The 21,202-nt window shown below is 44.4% G+C and carries 16 protein-coding genes and 4 pseudogenes; 13 read left to right on the top strand and 7 right to left on the bottom strand.

Annotated elements, in window-relative coordinates:
- The first annotated feature begins 455 nt into the window (after positions 1–455).
- The 9 genes from DSOL_RS09930 (at position 456) to DSOL_RS09890 (ending at position 10,422) form a co-directional block, all read left to right on the top strand.
- Positions 456–1,676, top strand: a complete 1,221-nt coding sequence (locus DSOL_RS09930; RefSeq protein ID WP_075364712.1) for a CdaR family transcriptional regulator — start codon at positions 456–458, stop codon at positions 1,674–1,676.
- Positions 1,677–1,891: 215 nt separating this feature from the next.
- Entirely contained in the window at positions 1,892–3,061 is a 1,170-nt protein-coding gene (locus tag DSOL_RS09925) for a glycerate kinase (protein ID WP_075364711.1), read from the top strand.
- Positions 3,045–4,094 (top strand): uroporphyrinogen decarboxylase family protein, encoded by a 1,050-nt coding sequence (locus tag DSOL_RS09920; protein ID WP_075364710.1) that lies wholly within the window; start codon positions 3,045–3,047, stop codon positions 4,092–4,094. Before DSOL_RS09925 ends, DSOL_RS09920 begins: the two co-directional genes overlap by 17 nt.
- An 11-nt stretch (positions 4,095–4,105) precedes the next feature.
- A complete protein-coding gene (locus DSOL_RS09915; protein ID WP_207649621.1) occupies positions 4,106–5,137 on the top strand; it encodes an MtaA/CmuA family methyltransferase in 1,032 nt (343 codons plus the stop codon).
- Positions 5,138–5,150: 13 nt separating this feature from the next.
- Positions 5,151–6,497 carry an MFS transporter gene (locus tag DSOL_RS09910; RefSeq protein ID WP_075364709.1) on the top strand — a complete coding sequence of 449 codons (1,347 nt, stop codon included), beginning with the start codon at positions 5,151–5,153 and terminating at the stop codon, positions 6,495–6,497.
- Between the two features lie 79 nt (positions 6,498–6,576).
- Positions 6,577–7,371, top strand: coding sequence for a methyltetrahydrofolate cobalamin methyltransferase (locus DSOL_RS09905; RefSeq protein ID WP_075364708.1), 795 nt, complete (start codon positions 6,577–6,579; stop codon positions 7,369–7,371).
- Between the two features lie 23 nt (positions 7,372–7,394).
- Positions 7,395–8,027, top strand: a complete 633-nt coding sequence (locus DSOL_RS09900; protein WP_075364707.1) for a corrinoid protein — start codon at positions 7,395–7,397, stop codon at positions 8,025–8,027.
- A gap of 524 nt (positions 8,028–8,551) precedes the next feature.
- Positions 8,552–9,148, top strand: a complete 597-nt coding sequence (locus DSOL_RS09895) for a peptidoglycan recognition protein family protein (RefSeq protein ID WP_083642433.1) — start codon at positions 8,552–8,554, stop codon at positions 9,146–9,148.
- A 335-nt stretch (positions 9,149–9,483) separates the two neighbouring features.
- Positions 9,484–10,422, top strand: a complete 939-nt coding sequence (locus DSOL_RS09890; protein ID WP_075364706.1) for a DUF401 family protein — start codon at positions 9,484–9,486, stop codon at positions 10,420–10,422.
- Between the two features lie 203 nt (positions 10,423–10,625).
- Here the strand turns inward: DSOL_RS09890 and DSOL_RS09885 are convergent.
- The 3 pseudogenes from DSOL_RS09885 to DSOL_RS09875 form a co-directional block, all read right to left on the bottom strand.
- A pseudogene (locus DSOL_RS09885) lies at positions 10,626–11,861 on the bottom strand (sensor histidine kinase); the annotation flags it as partial.
- Positions 11,860–12,396, bottom strand: a pseudogene (locus DSOL_RS09880) (response regulator transcription factor); the annotation flags it as partial. The pseudogenes DSOL_RS09880 and DSOL_RS09885, both read right to left, overlap by 2 nt.
- Before the next feature lie 30 nt (positions 12,397–12,426).
- Positions 12,427–12,952 (bottom strand): annotated as a pseudogene (locus tag DSOL_RS09875) (UBA domain-containing protein).
- A gap of 317 nt (positions 12,953–13,269) precedes the next feature.
- Here DSOL_RS09875 and DSOL_RS09870 point away from each other — a divergent pair.
- On the top strand, positions 13,270–14,103 hold the full coding sequence (locus tag DSOL_RS09870) for a deoxyribonuclease IV (RefSeq protein ID WP_075364705.1): 834 nt from the start codon (positions 13,270–13,272) through the stop codon (positions 14,101–14,103).
- Between the two features lie 99 nt (positions 14,104–14,202).
- On the opposite strand, the gene DSOL_RS09865 is transcribed toward DSOL_RS09870, so the two are convergent.
- Complete coding sequence (locus DSOL_RS09865; protein ID WP_075364704.1) at positions 14,203–15,504, bottom strand: homocysteine S-methyltransferase family protein; 1,302 nt, start codon at positions 15,502–15,504, stop codon at positions 14,203–14,205.
- Positions 15,505–15,967: 463 nt separating this feature from the next.
- Positions 15,968–16,708 (bottom strand): annotated as a pseudogene (locus tag DSOL_RS09860) (sigma-70 family RNA polymerase sigma factor).
- 212 nt (positions 16,709–16,920) lie between these two features.
- Between DSOL_RS09860 and DSOL_RS09855 the strand changes: the two are divergent.
- On the top strand, positions 16,921–17,496 hold the full coding sequence (locus DSOL_RS09855) for a Uma2 family endonuclease (protein WP_075364703.1): 576 nt from the start codon (positions 16,921–16,923) through the stop codon (positions 17,494–17,496).
- Between the two features lie 29 nt (positions 17,497–17,525).
- On the opposite strand, the gene DSOL_RS09850 is transcribed toward DSOL_RS09855, so the two are convergent.
- On the bottom strand, positions 17,526–17,930 hold the full coding sequence (locus DSOL_RS09850; RefSeq protein ID WP_075364702.1) for an RDD family protein: 405 nt from the start codon (positions 17,928–17,930) through the stop codon (positions 17,526–17,528).
- A gap of 298 nt (positions 17,931–18,228) precedes the next feature.
- Here DSOL_RS09850 and DSOL_RS09845 point away from each other — a divergent pair, with 298 nt between their 5' ends.
- Complete coding sequence (locus DSOL_RS09845; protein WP_075364701.1) at positions 18,229–19,704, top strand: protein adenylyltransferase SelO; 1,476 nt, start codon at positions 18,229–18,231, stop codon at positions 19,702–19,704.
- Positions 19,705–19,748: 44 nt separating this feature from the next.
- A complete protein-coding gene (locus DSOL_RS09840; RefSeq protein WP_083642420.1) occupies positions 19,749–20,042 on the top strand; it encodes an HIT family protein in 294 nt (97 codons plus the stop codon).
- A 56-nt stretch (positions 20,043–20,098) separates the two neighbouring features.
- Here the strand turns inward: DSOL_RS09840 and DSOL_RS09835 are convergent.
- The coding region (locus tag DSOL_RS09835; protein ID WP_170871481.1) for an SEC-C metal-binding domain-containing protein at positions 20,099–21,202 on the bottom strand (1,104 nt) is incomplete at its 5' end.

Below are 21,202 nucleotides of genomic sequence, written 5' to 3'. Positions count from 1 at the left end.
TCTACAATATTCGAAAAAGAGCGAATAAAGAGCCACCTTTCCCAGGGTGAAAGATGACATTAGTAACGCGGATTATGATCAATTTCCATTTTTTAAGGTAGACCATTTCTGGATTACACCTTTGGGAGTGGTTATCACTGTTAAAGTATTTTTCCAGTAGCTTAGATTTGGTGGCGCACCAATGTTACTAACTCCTACAAGCGATTGCGAGAGTTAGTGGTGCCCCAGACCAATCACATTTCTTGCATCTAGTTAAGGGGGCTGATAAGATATTTTAAATACGGAGGATTTGAGCTCTTTCATTCAAATGAAAGCTCGGGAGATTCGCGCACTCACATGGTCAGGTTTGGACTGCATGGTGTTACATTAAATCTTACAGGGAGTAAGTTATCAAGGAACGTTCGGGTTGGTTTTGTAACCTTAACCCTATATCTATCTTACAAGGAGGTTACAGTGTGTTAGTACTCACACATGACTTAGTTCAGCCAATTGTAGATAAGATGGTACAAATCATCGGCAAAAACATTAACATTATGAATGAACAGGCCATCATCATTGCTTGTAGGGATTTGGACCGTTTGGGTTCATTTCATCGATGGGCAGCGCAGGTTATCCAAAGTGGCCGGACGATTGAGGTTTTTACCAATGACATTGACCCTTCGTCAGGTGGTAAACCGGGCATTAATCTGCCAATTATCTTTAAAGGCCAAATTGTTGGGGTGGTCGGTATTACCGGGTTGCCGGAGGAGATCGGTGTCAGCGCCAAGTTAGTACGAACTTCGGTCGAGTTGATGTTGGATCAGTTGCAGTTAAAGGAGCAACTAAACTTAGAATTGAGAGCCAAAGAACGGTTTCTTGGCGATCTGTGCAACGGTGATATTGAGGTAAGTGAAGAAATATTTTTAACCAGAGCATCGGTTTTAGGTTTCGATCTCAGCGTCCCCCGATACGCCATAGTGTTTGATATCGACGACTTTAATGAGAATTTAAAAACTAGATCTTCCATACATAACTTACCGCCGGATGAACTGGCTGTTCAGTTGTTTAAGGAGGAAATACTCCAGTCTGCAGCTCGCACGAAGGGTTTTGGTGGCAAAGAGATCCTGACCCATGCAGGGGGGAGCAAAATCGTCGTTTTTAAAGACTTTGCCGGATCGGATCGGAATCAAAGTAAAAAAGAAGCTGAATCAATTATTGAAAAAGTCCAACGCGCTATCCAACATGATGTTGGGATTACCACTACCGTAGGGGTGGGACGCTTGTATCAGCATTATAGTGGGTATTCAAACTCTTTGCGGGAAGCTGTAGAAGCGATCTCCATCGGCCGCTCTCTGCGAAGTGGCGGGCATATTTTCTGGTCTGAAGAAATGCCTCTGGAAAATCTGTTAACTGCTGCGCCCAAACAAGTGTTAGAAGATTACATCCATGCTGTGATGGGTACCTTCTTAACAGAACGGTTCGCTAACCAGCGAGAAGAGATATTTCAAACGTTGGAGGCGTTATTTGAGAACAACCTTAGTCTCACCCAAACTGCCCATGCTCTATTTTTGCACCGCAATACGATCCTGTTTCGCCTGGAGAAGATAGAAAAGTTGACTGGATATAAACCGGCAACATCATTTGACCAGGCAATTAAACTTAAATTAGCAATAATGGCTTGGAGATATTTAAGTTAGATGAGTACGTCATTATTACGGTCAAAGAAAGTTAATTGTTAGGAATGGTTCAGAAAATTGTGCATATTGCACAATTTTTTTTTGACTTTAGGCTTAAAGTTCAGAAAATGCTTCAAAGGCAAAGAGAACAACAATCGCGAATTATTAATCAGAGAAAACAATTGATTCTGATATTTGGCCTAAAGTAAATTGATCAGCAAATTGGGGGTTAAAACATGCGGTTTGTGGCTGCTCCGGATTCATTCAAAGGGAGCCTCAGCGCGATCGAAGCGTCCCTCTGTATTGAAAGAGGAGTAAAAGGAATATTTCCGGATGCTGTAGTACAAAAGTTTCCGATCGCCGATGGTGGAGAGGGTTTGGTAAAAACGGTGATAGCCGCGGCCGGTGGCAATCTGATAGAAGTTCAAGTAGTTGGACCGATCGGCCAGACTGTTAAGGCGGTATGCGGAATATTGGATGACGGTGAAACAGGGTTAATTGAGGTGGCCTCCGCTTGTGGTTTGCCGCTTGTTGGGCCTGAACAGCGAAACCCAGAACAAACAACTAGTTATGGAGTGGGGGAATTGATATTAAAATTGGTGGATTCGGGTTGCCGTAGGATTGTGGTTGGATTAGGGGGCAGTGCCACCAATGACGGTGGGGTAGGGATGGCGTCTGCCCTGGGAATTCGTTTTCTGGACAGTGAACGGCAAATAGTGGAGACTAATGTTGGCAATCTAGAGTATGTGAGTGAGATTGATCTATCAGGTTTGGATCCGCGCTTGGCCGAGGTCGAGATTATCGGGGCTTGTGATGTGGATTCTCCTTTGTGCGGCCCACACGGGGCCTCGGCGGTATTTGGTCCCCAAAAAGGGGCGACACCGGAACAGGTTAATCACTTAGATCATCTTCTTCAGCATCTGGGAACTTTGCTTTACCAAACTACAGGACGAAACATTGCAGAAATCCCGGGGGCCGGAGCTGCAGGGGGGTTAGGCGCTGGTTTACTTGGTTTCCTTGGCGCAAGGTTAGTTAAAGGAAGTGCTTTAGTACTGGGGTTAATTGGTTTAGATCAAGTTTTCGCCAGCGGCGGAATCGATTTAGTTATCACCGGTGAGGGGGAAATAAACGGTCAAACAGTCCTCGGTAAGGCGCCGATTGCGGTGGCTGAGCTGGCAAAGAGATATGGCTTGCCCATTGTTGCCATGACGGGAAGTCTTGGGCCTGGTTACACTGCTGTCTATCAGCATGGTATAGATTCTGTTCAATGTATCGTTTCTCGTCCGATGAGCCTAGAAGAGGCTATGCATAATGCGGCTTCTATGCTGGAAGACGCGGTCGATCAGTTGATTCGAACTTGGCAGATAAATAGAGGAAGGGGTATTAATAGTGAACGACTATCATGAAATCTTAGATGTCATCAATGGCAAGGTTATTCCAGAGCGAGTACCGGTTTGTTTGTGGACTATTGGTCAGACTTACGCACCCTTTGCGGGTATACCGGATGACCAGTATTATGCGGACCCGGAAAAAATGCTAAAAGCGCAAATGCTGTTTCATGAGCAATTTCCGGATACGTTTACAGTACCCGGTATTTTCCCGGACTTTGGGCTTGTGCCGGAATTGGGAGCTATGGGTTGTCAGGTTGAATTTTTGGATTACAGCCCGCCGCACATCCGCAAATCGGCTTTGGAGGATCTGAGCCAGGCGGCGACTTTTCAAACCCCCGACCCGCGTAAGGCGCCCTATACCTCGGAAGTGTTAAGTTATCTGAAATATTTCAAGACAAATTTGCCGAAACACTGGACCGAAAAACAAGGCTATCTGGATGGCCACGTTTTTTGCGGTGGTCCCGGTGAAGTTACCGCTCTACTGTTAGGATATGACAAATATAGCTTTGGTATGGTAGATACACCCGAATTAGTGCATGTCTTGGCTCGCAAGGTCACAGACTTCTTAAAAGAATATATTGACGCCCAATTGGAGATCGTTGGTCCGCTAAAGAGGGCGATTATCTGGGACCATTTCCCGGGGATGGTTTCCGAAAAGATGTACAGAGAGTTCGTGCATCCATACCTAAAAGAACTCTTCGAGCATGTGAAGGAGGCGGAGATTCGGGTTTACCATAACGAAAACAATTATCCTCACTTGTTGGGAACGATTAAAGAAATTAATGCCAACGTGGTCCATATTGGGCCTAAGCATAACCTGGCAGAGACAAGGGACAGTCTGGACAAGTGTGTGATGGGCAACCTTCACCCAGTTAATGAAATGTTGGAAGGCTCCGATCAGGAGGTTGTGGCCAAATGCCAGGAAAAAATTAAACAGGCTGGCCCGGGCGGACGCTATTTATTTTCGACAGGAGGTGGAATGGCTCCGGAAACTACGAGTGAACGAATGCGTTTAGTGATTGAAACAGCTAATCAGACAATTTTTTAGGGGGTGACATTGTGGTCGGACGGCATGATGAATGGATGACTTCGAAACGACGTTTTTTATCAGCTCTCTTCGGTGGTCGGGTGGATCGGATACCGGTAGCCAACCCAACTTCGGTAGTAACGTTAGAACTGATGAAAATGTCCGGAGCCTTTTTCCCGGAAGTCCACCTTAATTCAGAGAAAATGGCCCGGTTGGCGGCTACTAGTTATGAGGTGTTGGGTTATGACACGATTATGCCCGTGTTTGGGGCGCAAACGGAATCCGCAGCCCTAGGAGTGCCCGTGGATTGGGGAGAGCAACTGAGTTGGCCGGTTAACACGGACCACCCGATCACTGACCCATCTCAAATTTCTATCCCGAAGGATTTTCTTGAGCATCCATCCATGAATACTGTGCTGGAGGCCATTCGCATCTTACGGCGCGAGTATGGTGACAGGGTGGCGATTATCGGGAAGGTATATGGCCCATGGTCTTTGGCCTACCACCTGGCTGGAACTCAAGAATTCTTGATGGATACGCTCCTTGATCCGAACAAAGTTAAGAAATACCTCGAGGTTTTACTAGAAGCTTCCATGATTTCCGGCAAAGCCCAAATAAAAGCTGGCGCTGACGTTATCCTGTGGGGTGACCATGCCACAGGCGACTTAGTCAGCCCTCAAACTTACCGTGATTTTCTTTTGCCAATTCACAAGCAAGTAACAAAAGAGTTAGGGGCGCCGATTATTTTGCACATTTGTGGCAATACGACAAAGTTCCTTTCCTATTTCGTCGAAGCTGCTTTCGATGCCTTCCATTTTGATTCGAAGGTTGATGCGCGCACAGCCAAGCAAACTGTGGGGAAAGAAATGTCTCTGATCGGCAACATCAATAATGCCGAAATCTTGATGTGTGGCAGTCCGGACGATGTACGGGCGCAGACGTTGTATGCCTTGGAAGCCGGCGTCGAAATAGTCGCTCCAGAATGCGCTATCCCGTTAACTACTCCCTTGGAAAACCTATTGGCAATCGCTCAGGCCGCAAAAGAATTTTCGGCAAGAAATTAGGGAGGTATGAATTATGACTAATACTGAAAAGCCCAGTAGTTGGTGGCGTTATCGGTATTTTGTAGCAGCGCTCCTTTTTTTTGGTTACTCAATTCAATATCTAGACCGAATTAAGACAACGGTATTGACACCATTGATCATGAAGAGCGTCGGACTTTCTTATGGCGACATTGGTAACGGAATATTTCTAATGATGATATTTTACGGGCCGTCGCAATTTATTTCTGGGTGGCTTTGCGATAAGTTCGGTTCAAAGAAGGTCCTAGTCTTCTCATTAGTTTCTTGGAGTATTTTAACTGCTTATATGGCTGACATGAGAACTCCAATGCAATGGTATATCCGGATGGCTATTTTTGGAATTATGGTTGGGACTGAGTTTGTTCCTAGTGCCCGGCTTCTTGCTCGCTGGTTCCCTTCCCGGCAGAGAGCGCAAGCGCAAAGTAGTTTGGCTTGGGCATGGATTTTAACCCCGGCCTGGGCTTCGATATTAGCAACCCAGTTGGCAGCGTTTTTTGGCGACTGGCGTCCAGTCTTCATCGTTGCTGCGGTACTTGGTTTAATCCCCCTCATTTTGGTCTTGGTGTTTATCAAAGACCGTCCGGAACAGCTAAAAGGTATTTCACAGCTTGAACTTGAGGAAAGTTACGAAGATGAGCTGGCCAGTGGCACAATCACGTTAGCTGATTTGAAGAAAGGAAACGTAAGGGAGCAACTCCAGCAAAAAGTCAATATTCCTATGAAGGAGATCTTGAGTTATCCTGGATTTTGGGCGATTGCATTGGTAGACGTCGCCTGTCAGATGACATTCTGGGGCGTGATCGCCTGGTCTCCCACTTATCTAGCCGATGTCTTTAAGTTTTCGATTACAAAAATGGGTATGTGGGCTTCTGTTTACTTCATCGCTGGAGTATTAGGCGCCTATCTCAGTTCGCGGATCAGCGATAAGCACCTAGGCTCCCGCCGCAAACCAATGATTATGGTCTCCTTCCTTGGCACTTTTCCAATGATTATTACCTTGGCTATGCTCCCGGCTGGTGTCAGCCATGGCGTATTATTGATTGTGCTCGCGTTGGCAGGCTTCTTTGCCAACATGGCCTGGGGCCCATTCTTATCCTGGCCTGCTGATGTGTTTTCGCCAGAAGTTTACGGTAAAGCGATGGGCTTTGTTAATATGTTGGCTTATATCGGCGGCGCTTTCGCTCCTTTGATCATGAGCCGTTTGATTATCAAGACCTCTTCTGGCACTAATTACACTTACTCCTGGATCTTTGTTGCTGGTTGTTGTCTCGTTGGCTTAATTGCCGCATCCCTTGTGAAGGACAAGAAATACCGGGAAACAATAGTGTCCATAGATGCTTAGTTTTTTTTACCTGCCGAGTAACAGTCAGGGGCGATGTCTTGACAATACGGGATTGATTTGACGTGGAGGATTTAAGAATATGTTGATTGTAGGAGAACGAATTAATACCAGCCGCAAGGGCATCGAGCCAGCGGTAAGGAGCAGAGATCTAGAATTTATTAATAATGAAGTTGTCCTACAGGTGGCAGCAGGTGCCGGCATGATCGATGTCAATGCCGGCACCCTCCTGGAGGGTGAGCCAGAGGCATTGGCATGGCTCACCCAAGTAGCGCAGGCGGAAGCGAATGTGCCACTTTGTTTGGATAGCCCCAACCCGTTGGCTTTGAGTGCGGCCCTCAAAGTTCATAAAGGTAAAGCCCTAATAAATTCGATCAGTGGGGAAGAAGAGCGCTATCGAGCGATAATCCCGCTGGCGAAAGAATATCAAGCAGCCGTAGTTGCTCTGACGATGGACAATAACGGCATGCCAACAGATGCTATGGGAAGACTGAACGTGGCAAGGAAGTTGATTCAACGCTTAAATGCAGATGGGATAGACCTATCAGATATTTATATTGATCCACTGGTCCAGCCTATTGGTAGTGATTCTAATCAAGGTGCGGCTGTGCTGGGCACTATCAGCGTGATTAAGGCCGAGTACCCGGATGTGCACGTAATTTGTGGGTTGTCCAATATTTCTTACGGTTTACCAATCCGACGTCTGTTGAATCGGACTTTTTTGGCAATGTGTGTCACGATGGGCTTGGATGGCGTGATTTGCGACCCCTTAGACAGGGACATGATGAAGGCTATTTATGCCTCGGCTGCATTAGTAGGTAAAGACGAATTCTGCATGGGGTATATCAATGCTTTTCGTGAACAGAGGCTTGATTAAGATTTGTGTAAGGGGGAAATACCTTGAAACTTTTAAATGAAATTCAACAAGCAACGATAGACGGGCGAGCCCCAGAAGTTGCGCAGCTAACCCAACAAGCCCTAGATGAGGTAATGTCCCTAGATGACATTATTAATGAAGGCTTTATTTCAGCAATGAGTATCATCGGGGAGAAATTTAAGAACAACGAAATCTTTGTACCAGAGATGCTGATCGCAGCGCGGGCCATGAAGGCCGGGCTAAAAGTACTGGAGCCATTAATGCTGGCCGGAGAGAGAAAGTATCTAGGTAAAATAATCATAGGCACAGTTAAAGGGGATTTGCATGATATAGGCAAAAACCTGCTTGGTATGATGCTCCAAGGTGGCGGTTACGAAGTGATCGATCTAGGAGTGGATGTCACTCCAGATAAATTTCTGGCAGCAGTTAAAGAGCATCAGCCACAAGTCGTTGGTTTATCTGCCTTGTTGACCACCACTATGCCTTTCATGAAAGAAACGGTCAAAGTATTAGGAGAATCGGGCTTACGGGACCAAATTAAGATTCTGGTCGGTGGAGCGCCTATCAGCCAACGGTTTGCTGATGAAATCGGCGCTGATGGTTATGCTGCCGATGCTGGCTCAGCAGTCGAGCTAGTCAAAGCTGTATTGTCTTGATGGTTCTAAGAAGCAAGTTATTACGAGTTCACAGCCCCTTATAGGGGCTTTTTTTTATAGCCTCAAACACTCCAAGCCCATATTTGCCTAGGCTTGGAGTGTTTGATATTTCAGCTAAAGGATACGTTTTCGAACTTGCAAAAAAATGTTCGCGATTAGTGTTATGATCCACGCAACACAGACTGCGACTTGGGTAATAGATACTGTCATGTAGAACTTCCGAAGTACCAGTGCCAAAATGTTTTATTAATAATGCAAAAGGAAACAGTTATTGGCAGGACTTAACAGAAAAATGCAGAATTTATGGATATAGTCAAGAATGTGCTCCATTTTTTCAATAAAGGATCGTGTGAAAACAATGAGTGTAAAAGTCTACAATAAACTTATTCGTGATAAAATACACCAAATCATCGGACAAAGTGGAAAACAGGCGATCATAGAAGATTTAACTTTATGCGCCTATTGTTCGTTTGTCTTACTTATGTATGGTATATATAGGAAATATTGTAATGGAGGCACAGGCTATGGACATAACTCCATACGTTGTAGGGAATAAATCGAGAATTGAAGTTGAGGAACAAAGGCTCTTGACTTTTGATTTGAAACAATGTACTGTCCCGCTGTTTTGCGTCGTAAACCACCACACGGCAAGTCCCACGGAGGTTCGACGCTTTGGAAAAACTGTACCAGTCGATGCAGCCATGATTCGGGAGTGGCATAAAACCAAGGGTTGGAGCGATATTGGGTATCACTTCGTGATCATGCCCGATGGTCGCTGCGAAGAGGGAAAGCCCTTATATCGACCAGGAGCGCATTGTAACGTAGGGCATCGAAATTTTATTGGGATCGGGATCTGTCTCGTGGGGAATTTTAGCGAGACAGAAGTGCCGGATGCCAAACTCAGCGGTCTGGTAACTAAAGTCGTTCGACTTATGGAGGCCTTTAAATTGGGTCTTGAGTCAATTGAACTACATCGAGACGTGCCTGGAACTGCCACGGAATGCCCAGGACGGTATTTTCCAGCGGATGTACACCTTATAATGCCAATATACCATGAGAGAGGGTTCGAGGATACGCAAGACGTGAAAGGAAATAGCATTGTAGCATCTAGGGATGTATAAAATAGGAGTAACCCAAAAGACCTCCCGTTGCCGAAACAATTCACGGCTACGGGAGGTTTCTTTATCTTTAATTTTTCGCAGTGGAAAACTGAAGAGCAGTCTCATTGAGCAGTTTTCGACTCAGGGATTAAACTATAAAAATGTCTAAATTAAGAATTAACCCTTTAATTTACCGGTGCAAAAATGAGATAAGAGACCGCCTTTAAGGGGATTTTAAATCATATACTTTGTTCGTTTAAGACAAAAATTTACGAAATCGGGTCAAATACGATATTAAGTCAGATAGGTACCAGCCGTCTCAAAAGTTACGTATTCAGCGGGAGGTGGATTTTTGTGTGCAATCGATTCCTTGCTATCCTAATAACCTTCATCTTCGTTTCGGCTGGCGTTATCCACCAGGGGAGCTGAAAACAGGGCCCCGCCTACAGAAGGAAGTAAGGTATCAACTCAATGCGGAGACGAAGACGGCTATCAATTATTGGTTTCGCCACATTTGGGAGTTTTCCAATCCAATAGTGCCAGCCTTATTGCTTGCCAGTGAAATTACCGCGATTTGTTTAAATGTGTTAATCGAACATTTGGCTGTTTACACATGTGTCGCCACTATCCTTGGCTGGCTGGTTTTGCTAACGGGTAGGAACTATAATAGAGAAAACACTCTGACCCAAGGTCAATCCGATCAAGTGGAAACGACAAAGAATTCTTATCAAGCTGTGAAGGCTATCCTTTATGCGATTGGTCCTATTGTGTTAAACCTTATTCTTGTAACCGGATTTCATCTCAGCGCAGCAGTATCAATGGCCTTGGTCGTAGGGGTGATGGTGATTGTTTTTCGTCTACGGGCTGGCCAAATCTGTGAGATGCTTAAGAAGTCCTTTCACGCGAAATTATTATTGGGACTATTAGCTATCTTCTTTTTTCAGCAGGTGCTGTCCGCGACCGGGAGCGTCAATGAGATTGTGGATCTGCTTAGGCGGTCCGGGGTTTCGCCTGCGGTATTAATCACCATCATTACCCTTACGGTGGGTATACTCACCGGCCAAATGACGAGTTTCGTAGCAATTACGTTTCCGATAGTTAATGTGATCGCTCCGGGGAATATCAATGTGGTGACCATTGGGTATGTGATGGGAGTGGTAGGCACAATGTTGTCGCCTGCCCATCTTTGTTTAGTGGTTTCCTTAGACTACTTTAAAGCCGGTATCATTAACTCACTTAAGCCGATTGCTTTGATGATCGGAATTATCACTGTCTTGGTGTTTATTCTAAACTGAACAATTATTCCGTTGCCTATTTTAGAGTTTAACGCTGGAGAGGCTCTATTTTCGTAAGAAAGAAAAGGCCGTTAACGAGGTTTAATCGTCAACAGCCTTTTCAACATTTGATAATGTCATTTTATTTCGCGATAAGGACAGGACGTGGCGATTTTCGGAGGACGCGCTGACTCACACTTCCTATAGAGAAAATTTAATAACCATTATCCCTCGGGCGCGATCGGGAGCATAATGGAAATTCTGGTGCCGATATCCTGCCTGCTCAAAACCTCCATGTGCCCGCCATGCCGCTCCGTGATCCACTTGGCAATGGATAAACCCAGCCCCGTTCCGCCCGTGGCTCTGGCGCGGGATTCGTCGGCGCGGAAGAACCGATCAAAAATCTTGGGAACCGCATCGGGCGCGATACCAATGCCCTCATCTTGTACGGTCAGTCGTGCATAGCTGTCTGCATCGGAAACAGAAATGGCAATCCGTTTACCCGAGGGCGTGTACTTCATGGCATTGTCAATAAGTATCCGAATCGCCTGTTTGATAAGGCTTTTATCCGCGTTAATGAAAACGGACGTAACACTTGAATTGTAGTCGTGCCCGCCGTCGATCATCTGCGTTTCCCGTAGCACTTCTACGGCAAGGGCGGACAGTTCAAAACGCTCTATTTGCAGAGCCATGGTATTGTTGTCGCCTCGTGCCAGAAACAAAAGCTGTTCCACCAAGCCCTTCATATTCGCTGTTTCATCCTTGATGGCATCAATGGATTCCTGCAACGTCTTTTCATCCTTTTTTCCCCATCGATCCAGCAGATTTGCATACCCCTGAATGACGGAAATCGGTGTCCTTAGCTCGTGGGACGCATCCGACACAAAGCGCACCTGGGAACGATAGGATTCATTGATTCGGTCCAGCATCCCGTTAATGGCAGAGGCGAGGGTTTTCAATTCGCTTTGCGTATCGCTCACTGGAATTCTCGTATCCAGCCTTGTGGCATTGATGTCGTCCAACTTACCTGCCAGAACTTCTAGCTGCTCCGGTGTAAAGACGCCGTCAGTAGTCAGGTTTTGCGCCGTCTCAGCCAATTCTTGAATGGGTCGGAGGGTCTTGCGGATCATTCTTGCGCCTGAAAAAATGCTGCGCAACAACATTAATAGCTCCAGAATCAAGACTATGGCAAACATCCCTACAAATATCTGAAGGGTCTCTTGAGGGCGGATGGAAATACGATAAGAACGACTGCTAGCTTCTATGTTCACATTGTAGGTAACACCCACTAATCGTCCCCAATCGGTCAAGCCTTCCGAATCCGGCAGGTCGATACTCCTGACACCGGACGCAGTCTGTTTGGAAAGGTAGGTCTGTAGGGGTGTGGGTATTTGAAACCCTTTCGGTTCTCCCGTCTGCAGAGAAACACGACATCCGTTGAGCGCAAGCCACTCTTCTGACATTTTCGAGCAGTGCTTCTCGGGAAATGACCAATCCCTTATTTTTAAGCAGATAGTGAAGAAGGTCAAATTCGCGTTTTGTCAGATCAATGGGCGTGTCCATCATAGTAACTGTACGGCGGCTCGTGTCTAGCAGCAGACCGGAGGCGGACAACACCCCCACGTCCTCCGGCATGGTTTTTCTAAGGGCGGTGCGGATTCGTGCAAGAAGCTCCTCAATGGCAAAGGGTTTGGTGATATAGTCGCTCGCCCCGCTGTCAAGCCCGGAAACCTTATCCATCACGCTGTCCCGCGCCGTCAGCATGATGATAGGAACGGAGGAGGTTCGGCGAAGCCTGCGCAGCACTTCCATGCCGCTCAACTGAGGCAGCATAACATCCAGTAAAACGAGGTCGAACTCGCCGGTCTCAGCGAGTTCAAGCCCTGTTCTGCCATCAAAGGCCTTTTTTGTGGTATAGCCCTCATAGCCCAGCTCCAGCTCGACAAATCGGGCAATCTTTTCCTCATCCTCAATAATCAGTATTTTCGAACTCATTGAAACCCCCGCCGTTTCCAATAATTTTTCTTAGATATTTATGGATTTCTTGAGGTTTTCGGCAGCGTCCGCCGCACTATTCATCGCGTCATTGACAGTGTTGCTTCTAAAATCAGGCCCGTTGAAACGATAGCGCAAACCAAAGAACAGTCCGATAATGATCAGTGGAATGGTAACCCAAAACGCGAAGATCAGCAGCAAGGCAAGGATAGTGACAGGAAAAGAACCTTTGATTTCCTCGCCCTTGAGGACTTCAAAGGAATTTTTATTGCCCTTGCGAATCATTTTCAAGCAAAATTCCCCTATTTTTTTCATGAGAGAAATAAAGCCTTTGCCACTGTGGCAGTTCTTAGTTTGCTTCTCCCAACAATTTTCTTTGTAGGCCACTGCGCTTGCGTCTATGGCTTTTTCACTGCTGTAATAACCGCCTCCGGTCGGTGCGATTACCTTTCCCTGTTTCTCCAGATAGATAATGGCTTCAAGCAAATCCCCATTTGCCGCATCTAGGGCAGCCTTGGATTGCACATAGTTTTTCCACTTGTTCTAAGGTTGTCATAAAATTTCCTCCTTTGTTTTTTGTTCCGCAATTGAGTATGTATGAATTCTAACCCAAAAAACTTCAAGGAGAATTTGACTAAAATTAAAATTAGATTAAAAATTTAAGGCACAGAATCACATTTAGTATTGCTGACCCCATCTACTTCAGATAATTTTACATCCTGAATGACTATAATGGCAACAATAAAAAGTAAGCCGAAAAAATGCATCATTTTCGGCTTACTTTAGTACAGTAATCTGCTAGGTTGTTATTAGAATAAACTCGATAATGGGAATATAATGCATTGAAACAATATATCGGAAAGAAGGATAATGGTGTTGAAAATTGGTTGTCATCTATCTATTTCTAAGGGATTTAAGGCTATCGGTAAAGATGCCCTGAAAATACATGCGAATACGTTTCAGTTTTTCACACGTAATCCAAGAGGAAGCAAAGCGAAGGAAATTGATCCAAAAGATGCTGAGGCACTACGTTTGCTTATGAAAGAAAATCAATTTGTGCCGATTTTAGCTCATGCCCCCTATACCCTCAACGCTTGCTCCCCTGAGGAAAAAACAAGAGAGTTCGCTACCCAAGTTATGGCGGACGATTTGGTTCGTATGGAATACTTACCGAACAACCTCTATAATTTCCACCCTGGAAGCCATGGTGGACAAGGCGCAGAGGTCGGTATTAGACAGATTATAGTTCAGCTTAACACCCTTTTAAAGCCCGGACAGACAACCACCGTATTGCTTGAAACCATGGCAGGCAAAGGCACTGAGGTTGGCCGCACTTTTGAAGAACTCAGGCAAATTTTGGATGGTGTAAACCTCTCCGAAAAAATGGGCGTTTGCTTGGATACGTGCCACATCTATGACGCCGGTTATGATATTGTTAATGACCTTGACGGTGTGCTTGATACTTTTGATCAGGTCATCAGGTTAGAGAGGCTCTTGGCGATCCACCTTAATGACAGTATGAACCCCAAGGGCAGTCATAAAGACCGTCATGCCAAAATCGGTGAAGGCTCCATCGGTTTGAAAGCTATCACCCAAATTATCAATCACCCCAAACTCCGCCACCTACCGTTCTTTCTTGAAACACCTAACGACATTTCGGGCCATGCTGAAGAGATAGCGTTACTGAAAGATGCGTATGAGGAATAGTGGGTCGGGCATAAAGACCATAGTCGTCCTTAAGCTAACGTGTTTACTCACTAGGGGTAAACACGTTTATTTTTTATAGTAGGAATACTATAGGAACGTTTAAAATGAATCGTCGATAGGTACCAAGGCATCATTTACGATTAAAGCACCATAGTGTTGTAATTGGGAAAGAGATAGTTTGGAATCATCGGATAAAACCACTCCGGCTTTTCCAGGATAATATCTTAGGAATTTATAGAGAATTTCCGTGGACTCGGATTTAATCATAACTGGTTTTTTGATTAACAACCCAAATTGGCTAGCAAAGTTCCATACATCAAACGTTACATTGATATTGCCAAAATCTAATAAAAGGTAATCAATTTGTTTGGATTTAGATTCTCGAATCAAGCTAGAAAAATCACCGTTTATTAATGTTGTAACAGCATCTTGGGAAAGTTTTTTAACCGAATATTCCTTGTCTTGGGTAAGAACAAGATGGTTAAAGGCAGAAGCAATTGTTGGCTTAAAGTTCAACTCTAACTCTGGAGTTTCTATCTCTGCAAGGTCCTTCTTAATCGCACGAATAAATTCTGGGGTAGTTCCACAACATCCACCAATAAGTCGTACTCCATTTTCTACAAATTCTTTGGTATACGAACTAAATTGTTCTGGTTTTTGTTGATAAATTACCTCTCCCTCCACTAGTTCAGGCATCCCGGCATTTGCCTTTACGCAAAGAGGAATGGATGCCACAGAATACATTTTTTTAATGGGTTCAATTAAACTATCTGGACCACCTGAACAATTAGCACCTACGATAGCAACACCTAGTGATTGACAGACAATAGCACATACCTCTGCTGAATTACCAAAGAGCGTTCGACTATTGGCATTAAAGGTTATCGAAGCAATAATAGAAAGCTTTGTAGTTTCTTTAGCCGCCAATATAGCTGCCCTTAATTCATTTAAATCTGCAAATGTTTCAAAGTTTACAAGATCCACACCTGCATCTTCGATGGCCTTTAAGGGCTCTTTGAAAATACTATAGGCTTTATCAAAGCTTAAATTGCCGGAGGGTTCTAATAACACACCGGTAGGACCCAATGAAGCAGCAACGTATGTGTTTCTACTTGCTATTTCTTTGGCTAATTTCACACCTGCAAAGTTTACTTCATACGTTTTATCTCCTATACCATGCTTATCTAAGGTAACTCTATTGCCTGGAAACGTATTTGTTTGAATCACATCAGAACCGGCTTGTTGGTATTCGTTATATAGATTTTTTACTTCCTCTGGATTGGATAAATTCCACGATTCTGAAGCTTCATTTCCGGTTAGACCTCTCCTTTGGAGCATAACCCCTTTAGAACCATCATATAATAAAACCCTTTCTTGAATGGAACTTAGAAAACTCTTCATGATTTAGCCTCCCTTGTAAAGATCGAAATATAGTTTGCCGATAACCTCAATTCTAAGCCTAAGTTACCCCTTTTCGCAAACAAATTGGTCATAGACTCTGATTTTATTTAAACTCCATTTTTCCGTGGCCTTTTTATATCGATCGGAGTTGTATCATTAAGATAGTTGTGGGTCCATCAGGGAGAGAAGCCATCGGAATGATTGAACAACATTAAATTTGGTGATGGCAAACGATATTATGATCGCTTCACACGTTAAAGTACTTGAAGCAAGTATCAACGCCCTGAATCCTTATGGCCTGTGAGATGAATGATCTGGAACTCCAGGCGGAAATCAAGGAGTTAAGTGAATCACTACAGTTTATGTCTGAAGATGGTTACGATAAATCCCTCCGTAAAAAGATGTCTTCCCAAGCTTATCAATAGAGAAGAGGCCGGGGGAAATAAGCTAAGAGACTCAGCCGCTAAATTCGGCTGAGTCCTTGACTATCCCTCATTTCATGGATTAGCATTTGGAGGGCCTTTTTTTCTATCCTTGATACATAGGAACGTGATATCCTAAGTGTATCACCGATCTCTTGTTGTGAACGCTCCGGGCTGTTCATCTCAGGAATCGGTTGGTTATCTGCAAACCATATCTCATTTGTAGGACTTGACGGTATCGAATCGGGAGTTTTTCAATGTTTTCGAGTAGAATTCGTTGCTCCTCTTCGTTTACGATCTGATCCACTATCATCTTGCGCGATAGGCTTAAAGAGGGACGTTTCTGACTTTCCTTTATCTTTACGGTAGTACATAAGGATCTCGTTCGTAATGCAGCGCCCCGCATAAGTGCTCAGTTTGGCTCCAATACTCGGATTAAAGGTATCAATTCCTTTGATTAAGCCAATCATTCCTATTGAAAACAGATCGTCGTTCTTTTCTTCCGTTTCGCCAAATCGTTCGACGATATAGGTCACTAAACGCAAGTTGTGTTCGATCAACTTGTTTCGGGCCTGTTCTATCCTAAGGGCTTCGTCGATCACGTCTAGGTCTGAATCTGAGTCTGAGTCTGAGTTAGTATGAACGCGCTGTATGATTTGAAAGTAGCGTGATTCATCTTCTTTACTCAGAGGGTGTGGAAACGAGTTATTGTTAATATATGAAACGAGTAAGGTTACCCCTTTAAGAACTGAGAGGGCAAAACTAATCAGGAAAACTTCCATTCATGTCAGCCTCCTTTCGCATTGTGGTATGCGAAAGAAATGAAGTTGGTGTTTGTCCTAGGAGAGGGAAAGGTTATGAGTTCTATAAATTTGTAGTACTAAACGTACCCTAGGGAGTATAGATTTCTTAAAAAAATATGTTATAATATGGGAAATAGTTCGCGCCACAAAGAATGTTATTATATAGAAAGTTATGAAAGGGGGTTCATGTGATGTCCTTACCGGAAGAAAATAAAAAACATACCTATGCTGATTATATAACCTGGCCGGAAAATGAACGATGGGAAATAATTGACGGAGTACCTTATATGCAGTCTGCTCCTAAATGGCAACACCAAAGCATATCCAGTGAGCTTCACAGGCAAATATCAAACTACTTGATTGGTAAACCATGTAGAGTGTTTGCATCACCCTTTGACTTATGTCTGGCAGAATACAATGAAAATGACGATGAAATTTCAAGTATTATACAACCGGATATTGTTGTAGTGTGTGATGAAACCAAGCTTAGGAAAACTGGATATTTTGGAGTACCGACTCTGATCATTGAAATATCGTCACCATCGACTGCTCGGCAGGACAGGGTAGTCAAGTTCAACAAGTATGAAACGGCCAGCGTTAAAGAATATTGGATTGTAGAACCAGACGGCAAATATATTAACGTGTTCACATTACAGGAAAACAAACGATACGGCCGCCCAGAAGCATACACTGAGGAAGATAAAGTGCAATTATCTGTTTTTCCGGATTTCACGATTGATTTAAAACCAGTGTTTGACGGTATGTGATGAGCTTATTGGTAAGGGTTAGCGGGACATTAACTTGTTTTTACTAAATAGGTCTTGCTCTCCCCTTCATAGTCAAATGAAACTTCTGTAATATTTTTTAATGTGCCTGGGAAAAGGATAAAAAACATAAATAACAGGTTACTAAATAATAAAGCAAAAATAGAACACTTAAATACCCAGAAGAATCTGTTCAAGGCTAGCCAGAAGCCTATTTTATTGCCTTGTTGGTCAACGACCTTTAACTTGGAAACTATATCACCAATGCTACGGCTCAAAAGAGTGTGGAGAATAGGGAAATAAACCAGTGGGATGAATATAGCAATGAATTTGACCAGGTAAGACGGTGAATGCATAAGTAGTATTGTGATTTCCAATATAATAATAAAATCAACCATTAGCGACTTATATCTGTCTACCATAGACGGTTGCTCCATAACACCGCCTCCTTCCATTCATTAAGCGTTATATCTAGTATATTTATTATATCACTTCTGTCACGAAGATTTTATCATTAACCTAGCAAGACTTGTTAGGCCCAAAGTGTTCGTAAAACTTGGATTATTTCAATGTGGAAGGGTATAATAACTCGGCAGAAGTAGACACACTAAAAGGGGTTGCCTTGTGTTGGTATAGAAAGTAGATACTAAGAAAATCATAGAATGCCTATGATTTTTATTTTATGTAAAAGGAAAAACTAGGATACAAAAAAACAAAAGCAGAAAAGGAGATACGATGACAAAGGGAAATTCAATAATCAAAACAGGATGGAACTTAGACAACAGTTATGCTCGTCTCCCAAAATCATTTTTTACCACTCTTAACCCAATCCCTGTACGCTCACCAAAGTTGATCATTCTCAATGATCCGTTGGCAACATCCCTGGGGTTGAACGTCCAGGTGCTGCAAGGCGAAGATGGTGTAGCGGTGCTTGCTGGCAACCAAATTCCTGAAGGCGCATTGCCTCTTGCTCAGGCTTACGCGGGGCATCAATTCGGGCATTTTACCATGTTAGGGGATGGCCGGGCTCTGCTGCTTGGAGAGCAGATCACTCCCCTAGGTGAGCGGGTTGATATTCAGCTCAAGGGTTCAGGTCGAACGCCATACTCCCGCGGGGGCGATGGTCGAGCGGCACTTGGACCGATGCTGCGCGAATACATCATCAGCGAAGCAATGCATGCGCTGGGTATTGCTACCACCCGCAGCCTAGCAGTGGTGACAACCGGTGAGTCAGTCATCCGCGATACCGAGCTGCCTAGTGCAATTCTGACCCGCGTGGCTGCCAGTCATCTGCGCGTCGGCACCTTTCAATACGTTTCAAAATGGGGCACTGTTAAGGATCTCCGAGTTCTGGCTGATTATACATTGCAACGACATTTTCCAGACGTTGACGATGTTGAGAACCGCTATCTTTTGCTACTTCAGGAAGTGCTCAAGCGTCAGGCAGTACTGATTGCCAAATGGCAACTGGTTGGCTTTATTCACGGGGTGATGAACACCGACAACATGGCCCTTAGTGGAGAAACCATTGACTATGGTCCTTGCGCCTTCATGGATGCCTATGACCCGGCCACGGTATTCAGTTCCATTGACCTTCATGGCCGCTATGCCTATGGTAATCAACCGCATATTGCCGGGTGGAATCTCGCGCGATTTGCGGAAACCCTATTGCCACTGCTGCATGCTGATCAGGAGCAGGCTGTCAAACTGGCCCAGGATGCGCTTTCAGATTTTACTGAGTTGTATCACCTTAATTGGCTCGCGGGAATGAGAGCCAAACTAGGAATATTTAACGAAGAGATACAGGATGAATCCCTTATTGAAGGGCTGCTCAGTATGATGCAGAAGTATCGTGCGGACTATACCAATACCTTCCGCGCATTAACGTCTGATAACCCGGAAGATACGGTCCTGTTTGGCATCACAGAATTTACTCAGTGGCATGAGCTGTGGCAGGCGAGACTAGGCAGGCAGCAGGAACCGAAAGCCTCCTCACATCTTTTGATGAGGAACAGCAATCCTGCGCTAATCCCTCGCAACCATCGGGTAGAAGCCGTACTAGAAGCCGCAGTGAAAGAAGGAGACTACAGCGTGATGGAGCGGCTTCTTGATGTTCTTTCAAGCCCCTACGCGTACTCCCCCGAACAGGCTGATTACTCCACACTGCCTGCACCACCAACCCATCCTTACCGAACCTTTTGCGGTACCTGATATAGAAGCATTATCCATAGGAACGTGGCCCGAGTGCCAGGCGCATGATTTTTTTAATTATCCCGAAGAGGCATCTTGCAAGTCTTTCTGAAACGACCCAGGAAGAAATTATGAGCATCTGGAAGTTAGTTGAAGAAGTGATAGAGGAGCTGAATAAGCGGTTCCACCCCGATGGATACAATGTCGGAGTTAATGTAGGAGCAGCCGCAAGGCAAACGGTCTTTTACTTGCATGTTCATGTCATCCCACGGTATCAAGGAGATGTTTCGGATCCGCGTGGTGGTATCCGGAATATCAAGAAGAGTTTGGTACCCAATACTGGGGAGGGAGAAGAGTAGAGGAGTCCTGCGTCCAATTGCTTGTCCACCATTTGCTTTTCTACGGTATGCTGTGTTTAATACAGATATTCAAATTCTGAGGTATCTCCTCCTAAAACTTCGAGGAGAGTCAATGCTTCTTCATGGCTTTGATCATCGATATCCTTCAAACTAAGCAGATCAGTTAGGGCTTTAATGGCATCATCTTCCCGATCATTGTCACTGAGCATTAAAGCATAGCGGTAGCGACCGAAATGAAATTTTGGTAGAGAGCTGAAGAGACGTGTGTATTCTGCCTCTGCGGCCTCCATATTTCCCATTTGGGCGAGAAAATCTGCCTTATCGCAGATTAGAGTTCCTTTTTCTTCGTCATCATCGGTTAGTAAAATCAGATGTTCAGATGCTTTGAAAAATTCTTGGGCAAGTTGCTCGTGGTTTTGACAAAATGACATATAATCCTGCCAAGCATTTTCCAAAAAGTTTCCTCCGTCATAAAATTCGGCTTGGGTGATATTTTCTTTTAGTACTTTAACGGCACCGTCTAAGTCCTTATGAGTGTTCATATACTTAGCGATGTGATAGCGTGCTTCTAGTTGAAAAATTGGATCGAGGGGGTCCTCAATATTTTCGGGCGTATCAAAGATATATGATCCATATCCCAAGTCCATTCTTCCCGTAAGTGGGGAAACGATAAAGGCTTCGGCATAGGGAGAACAGCAGCGTTTAAACTTTGCACCGCTTCCGCATGGGCATCGATCGTTTCTGCCAAGGTTACTAACATCTGTTCCGATTAAACTTAGACGACGAACAAAAGATTCCTGGTCGAATGGTTTGTGCTCAGTTAAAACAGCTGAGAAATCATGCAGGAATACGTTGGCGATACAAGCTCGAGCAGCATGAGGAGTGAGGCTCTCTTCTTTCTGTAATTTGTAATAGATTTCTTGTACCTCTGCTTGGCTTTGCAGCTGGTTTTCAATAATGCTTTCTATCATGACATGAAGTATAGGATTTACCTCATTAATCGTCAAAGCCTCAGGGTAAAGATGCCTCCGTTCCAATAGTGTCTTGATTTCAGGATGCTCATCAAGTACTGTGATAAAACTTTTGTCCTCTTCCTCAAATGAAAAATCCCCTAATTTCTGACCATTAGGAAATTCAAAAAGCTTGGTCATTAAAAATAT

The sequence above is a fragment of the Desulfosporosinus metallidurans genome, from assembly GCF_001936615.1.
In the GTDB taxonomy this organism is placed as follows: domain Bacteria; phylum Bacillota; class Desulfitobacteriia; order Desulfitobacteriales; family Desulfitobacteriaceae; genus Desulfosporosinus; species Desulfosporosinus metallidurans.
The sequence above is the reverse complement of the archived record's forward strand: the minus strand, read 5'-3'. Positions and strand labels throughout refer to the sequence as shown.

What these genes read in the sequence shown, in the direction of transcription:
- DSOL_RS09850 (WP_075364702.1), bottom strand. Translation starts at nt 17,930, where the DNA reads ATGGAGCAACCGTCTATGGTAGACAGATATAAGTCGCTAATGGTTGAT.
- DSOL_RS09855 (WP_075364703.1), top strand. Translation starts at nt 16,921, where the DNA reads ATGTCCTTACCGGAAGAAAATAAAAAACATACCTATGCTGATTATATA.
- DSOL_RS09845 (WP_075364701.1), top strand. Translation starts at nt 18,229, where the DNA reads ATGACAAAGGGAAATTCAATAATCAAAACAGGATGGAACTTAGACAAC.
- DSOL_RS09840 (WP_083642420.1), top strand. Translation starts at nt 19,749, where the DNA reads ATGATTTTTTTAATTATCCCGAAGAGGCATCTTGCAAGTCTTTCTGAA.
- DSOL_RS09895 (WP_083642433.1), top strand. Translation starts at nt 8,552, where the DNA reads ATGGACATAACTCCATACGTTGTAGGGAATAAATCGAGAATTGAAGTT.
- DSOL_RS09910 (WP_075364709.1), top strand. Translation starts at nt 5,151, where the DNA reads ATGACTAATACTGAAAAGCCCAGTAGTTGGTGGCGTTATCGGTATTTT.
- DSOL_RS09925 (WP_075364711.1), top strand. Translation starts at nt 1,892, where the DNA reads ATGCGGTTTGTGGCTGCTCCGGATTCATTCAAAGGGAGCCTCAGCGCG.
- DSOL_RS09905 (WP_075364708.1), top strand. Translation starts at nt 6,577, where the DNA reads ATGTTGATTGTAGGAGAACGAATTAATACCAGCCGCAAGGGCATCGAG.
- DSOL_RS09865 (WP_075364704.1), bottom strand. Translation starts at nt 15,504, where the DNA reads ATGAAGAGTTTTCTAAGTTCCATTCAAGAAAGGGTTTTATTATATGAT.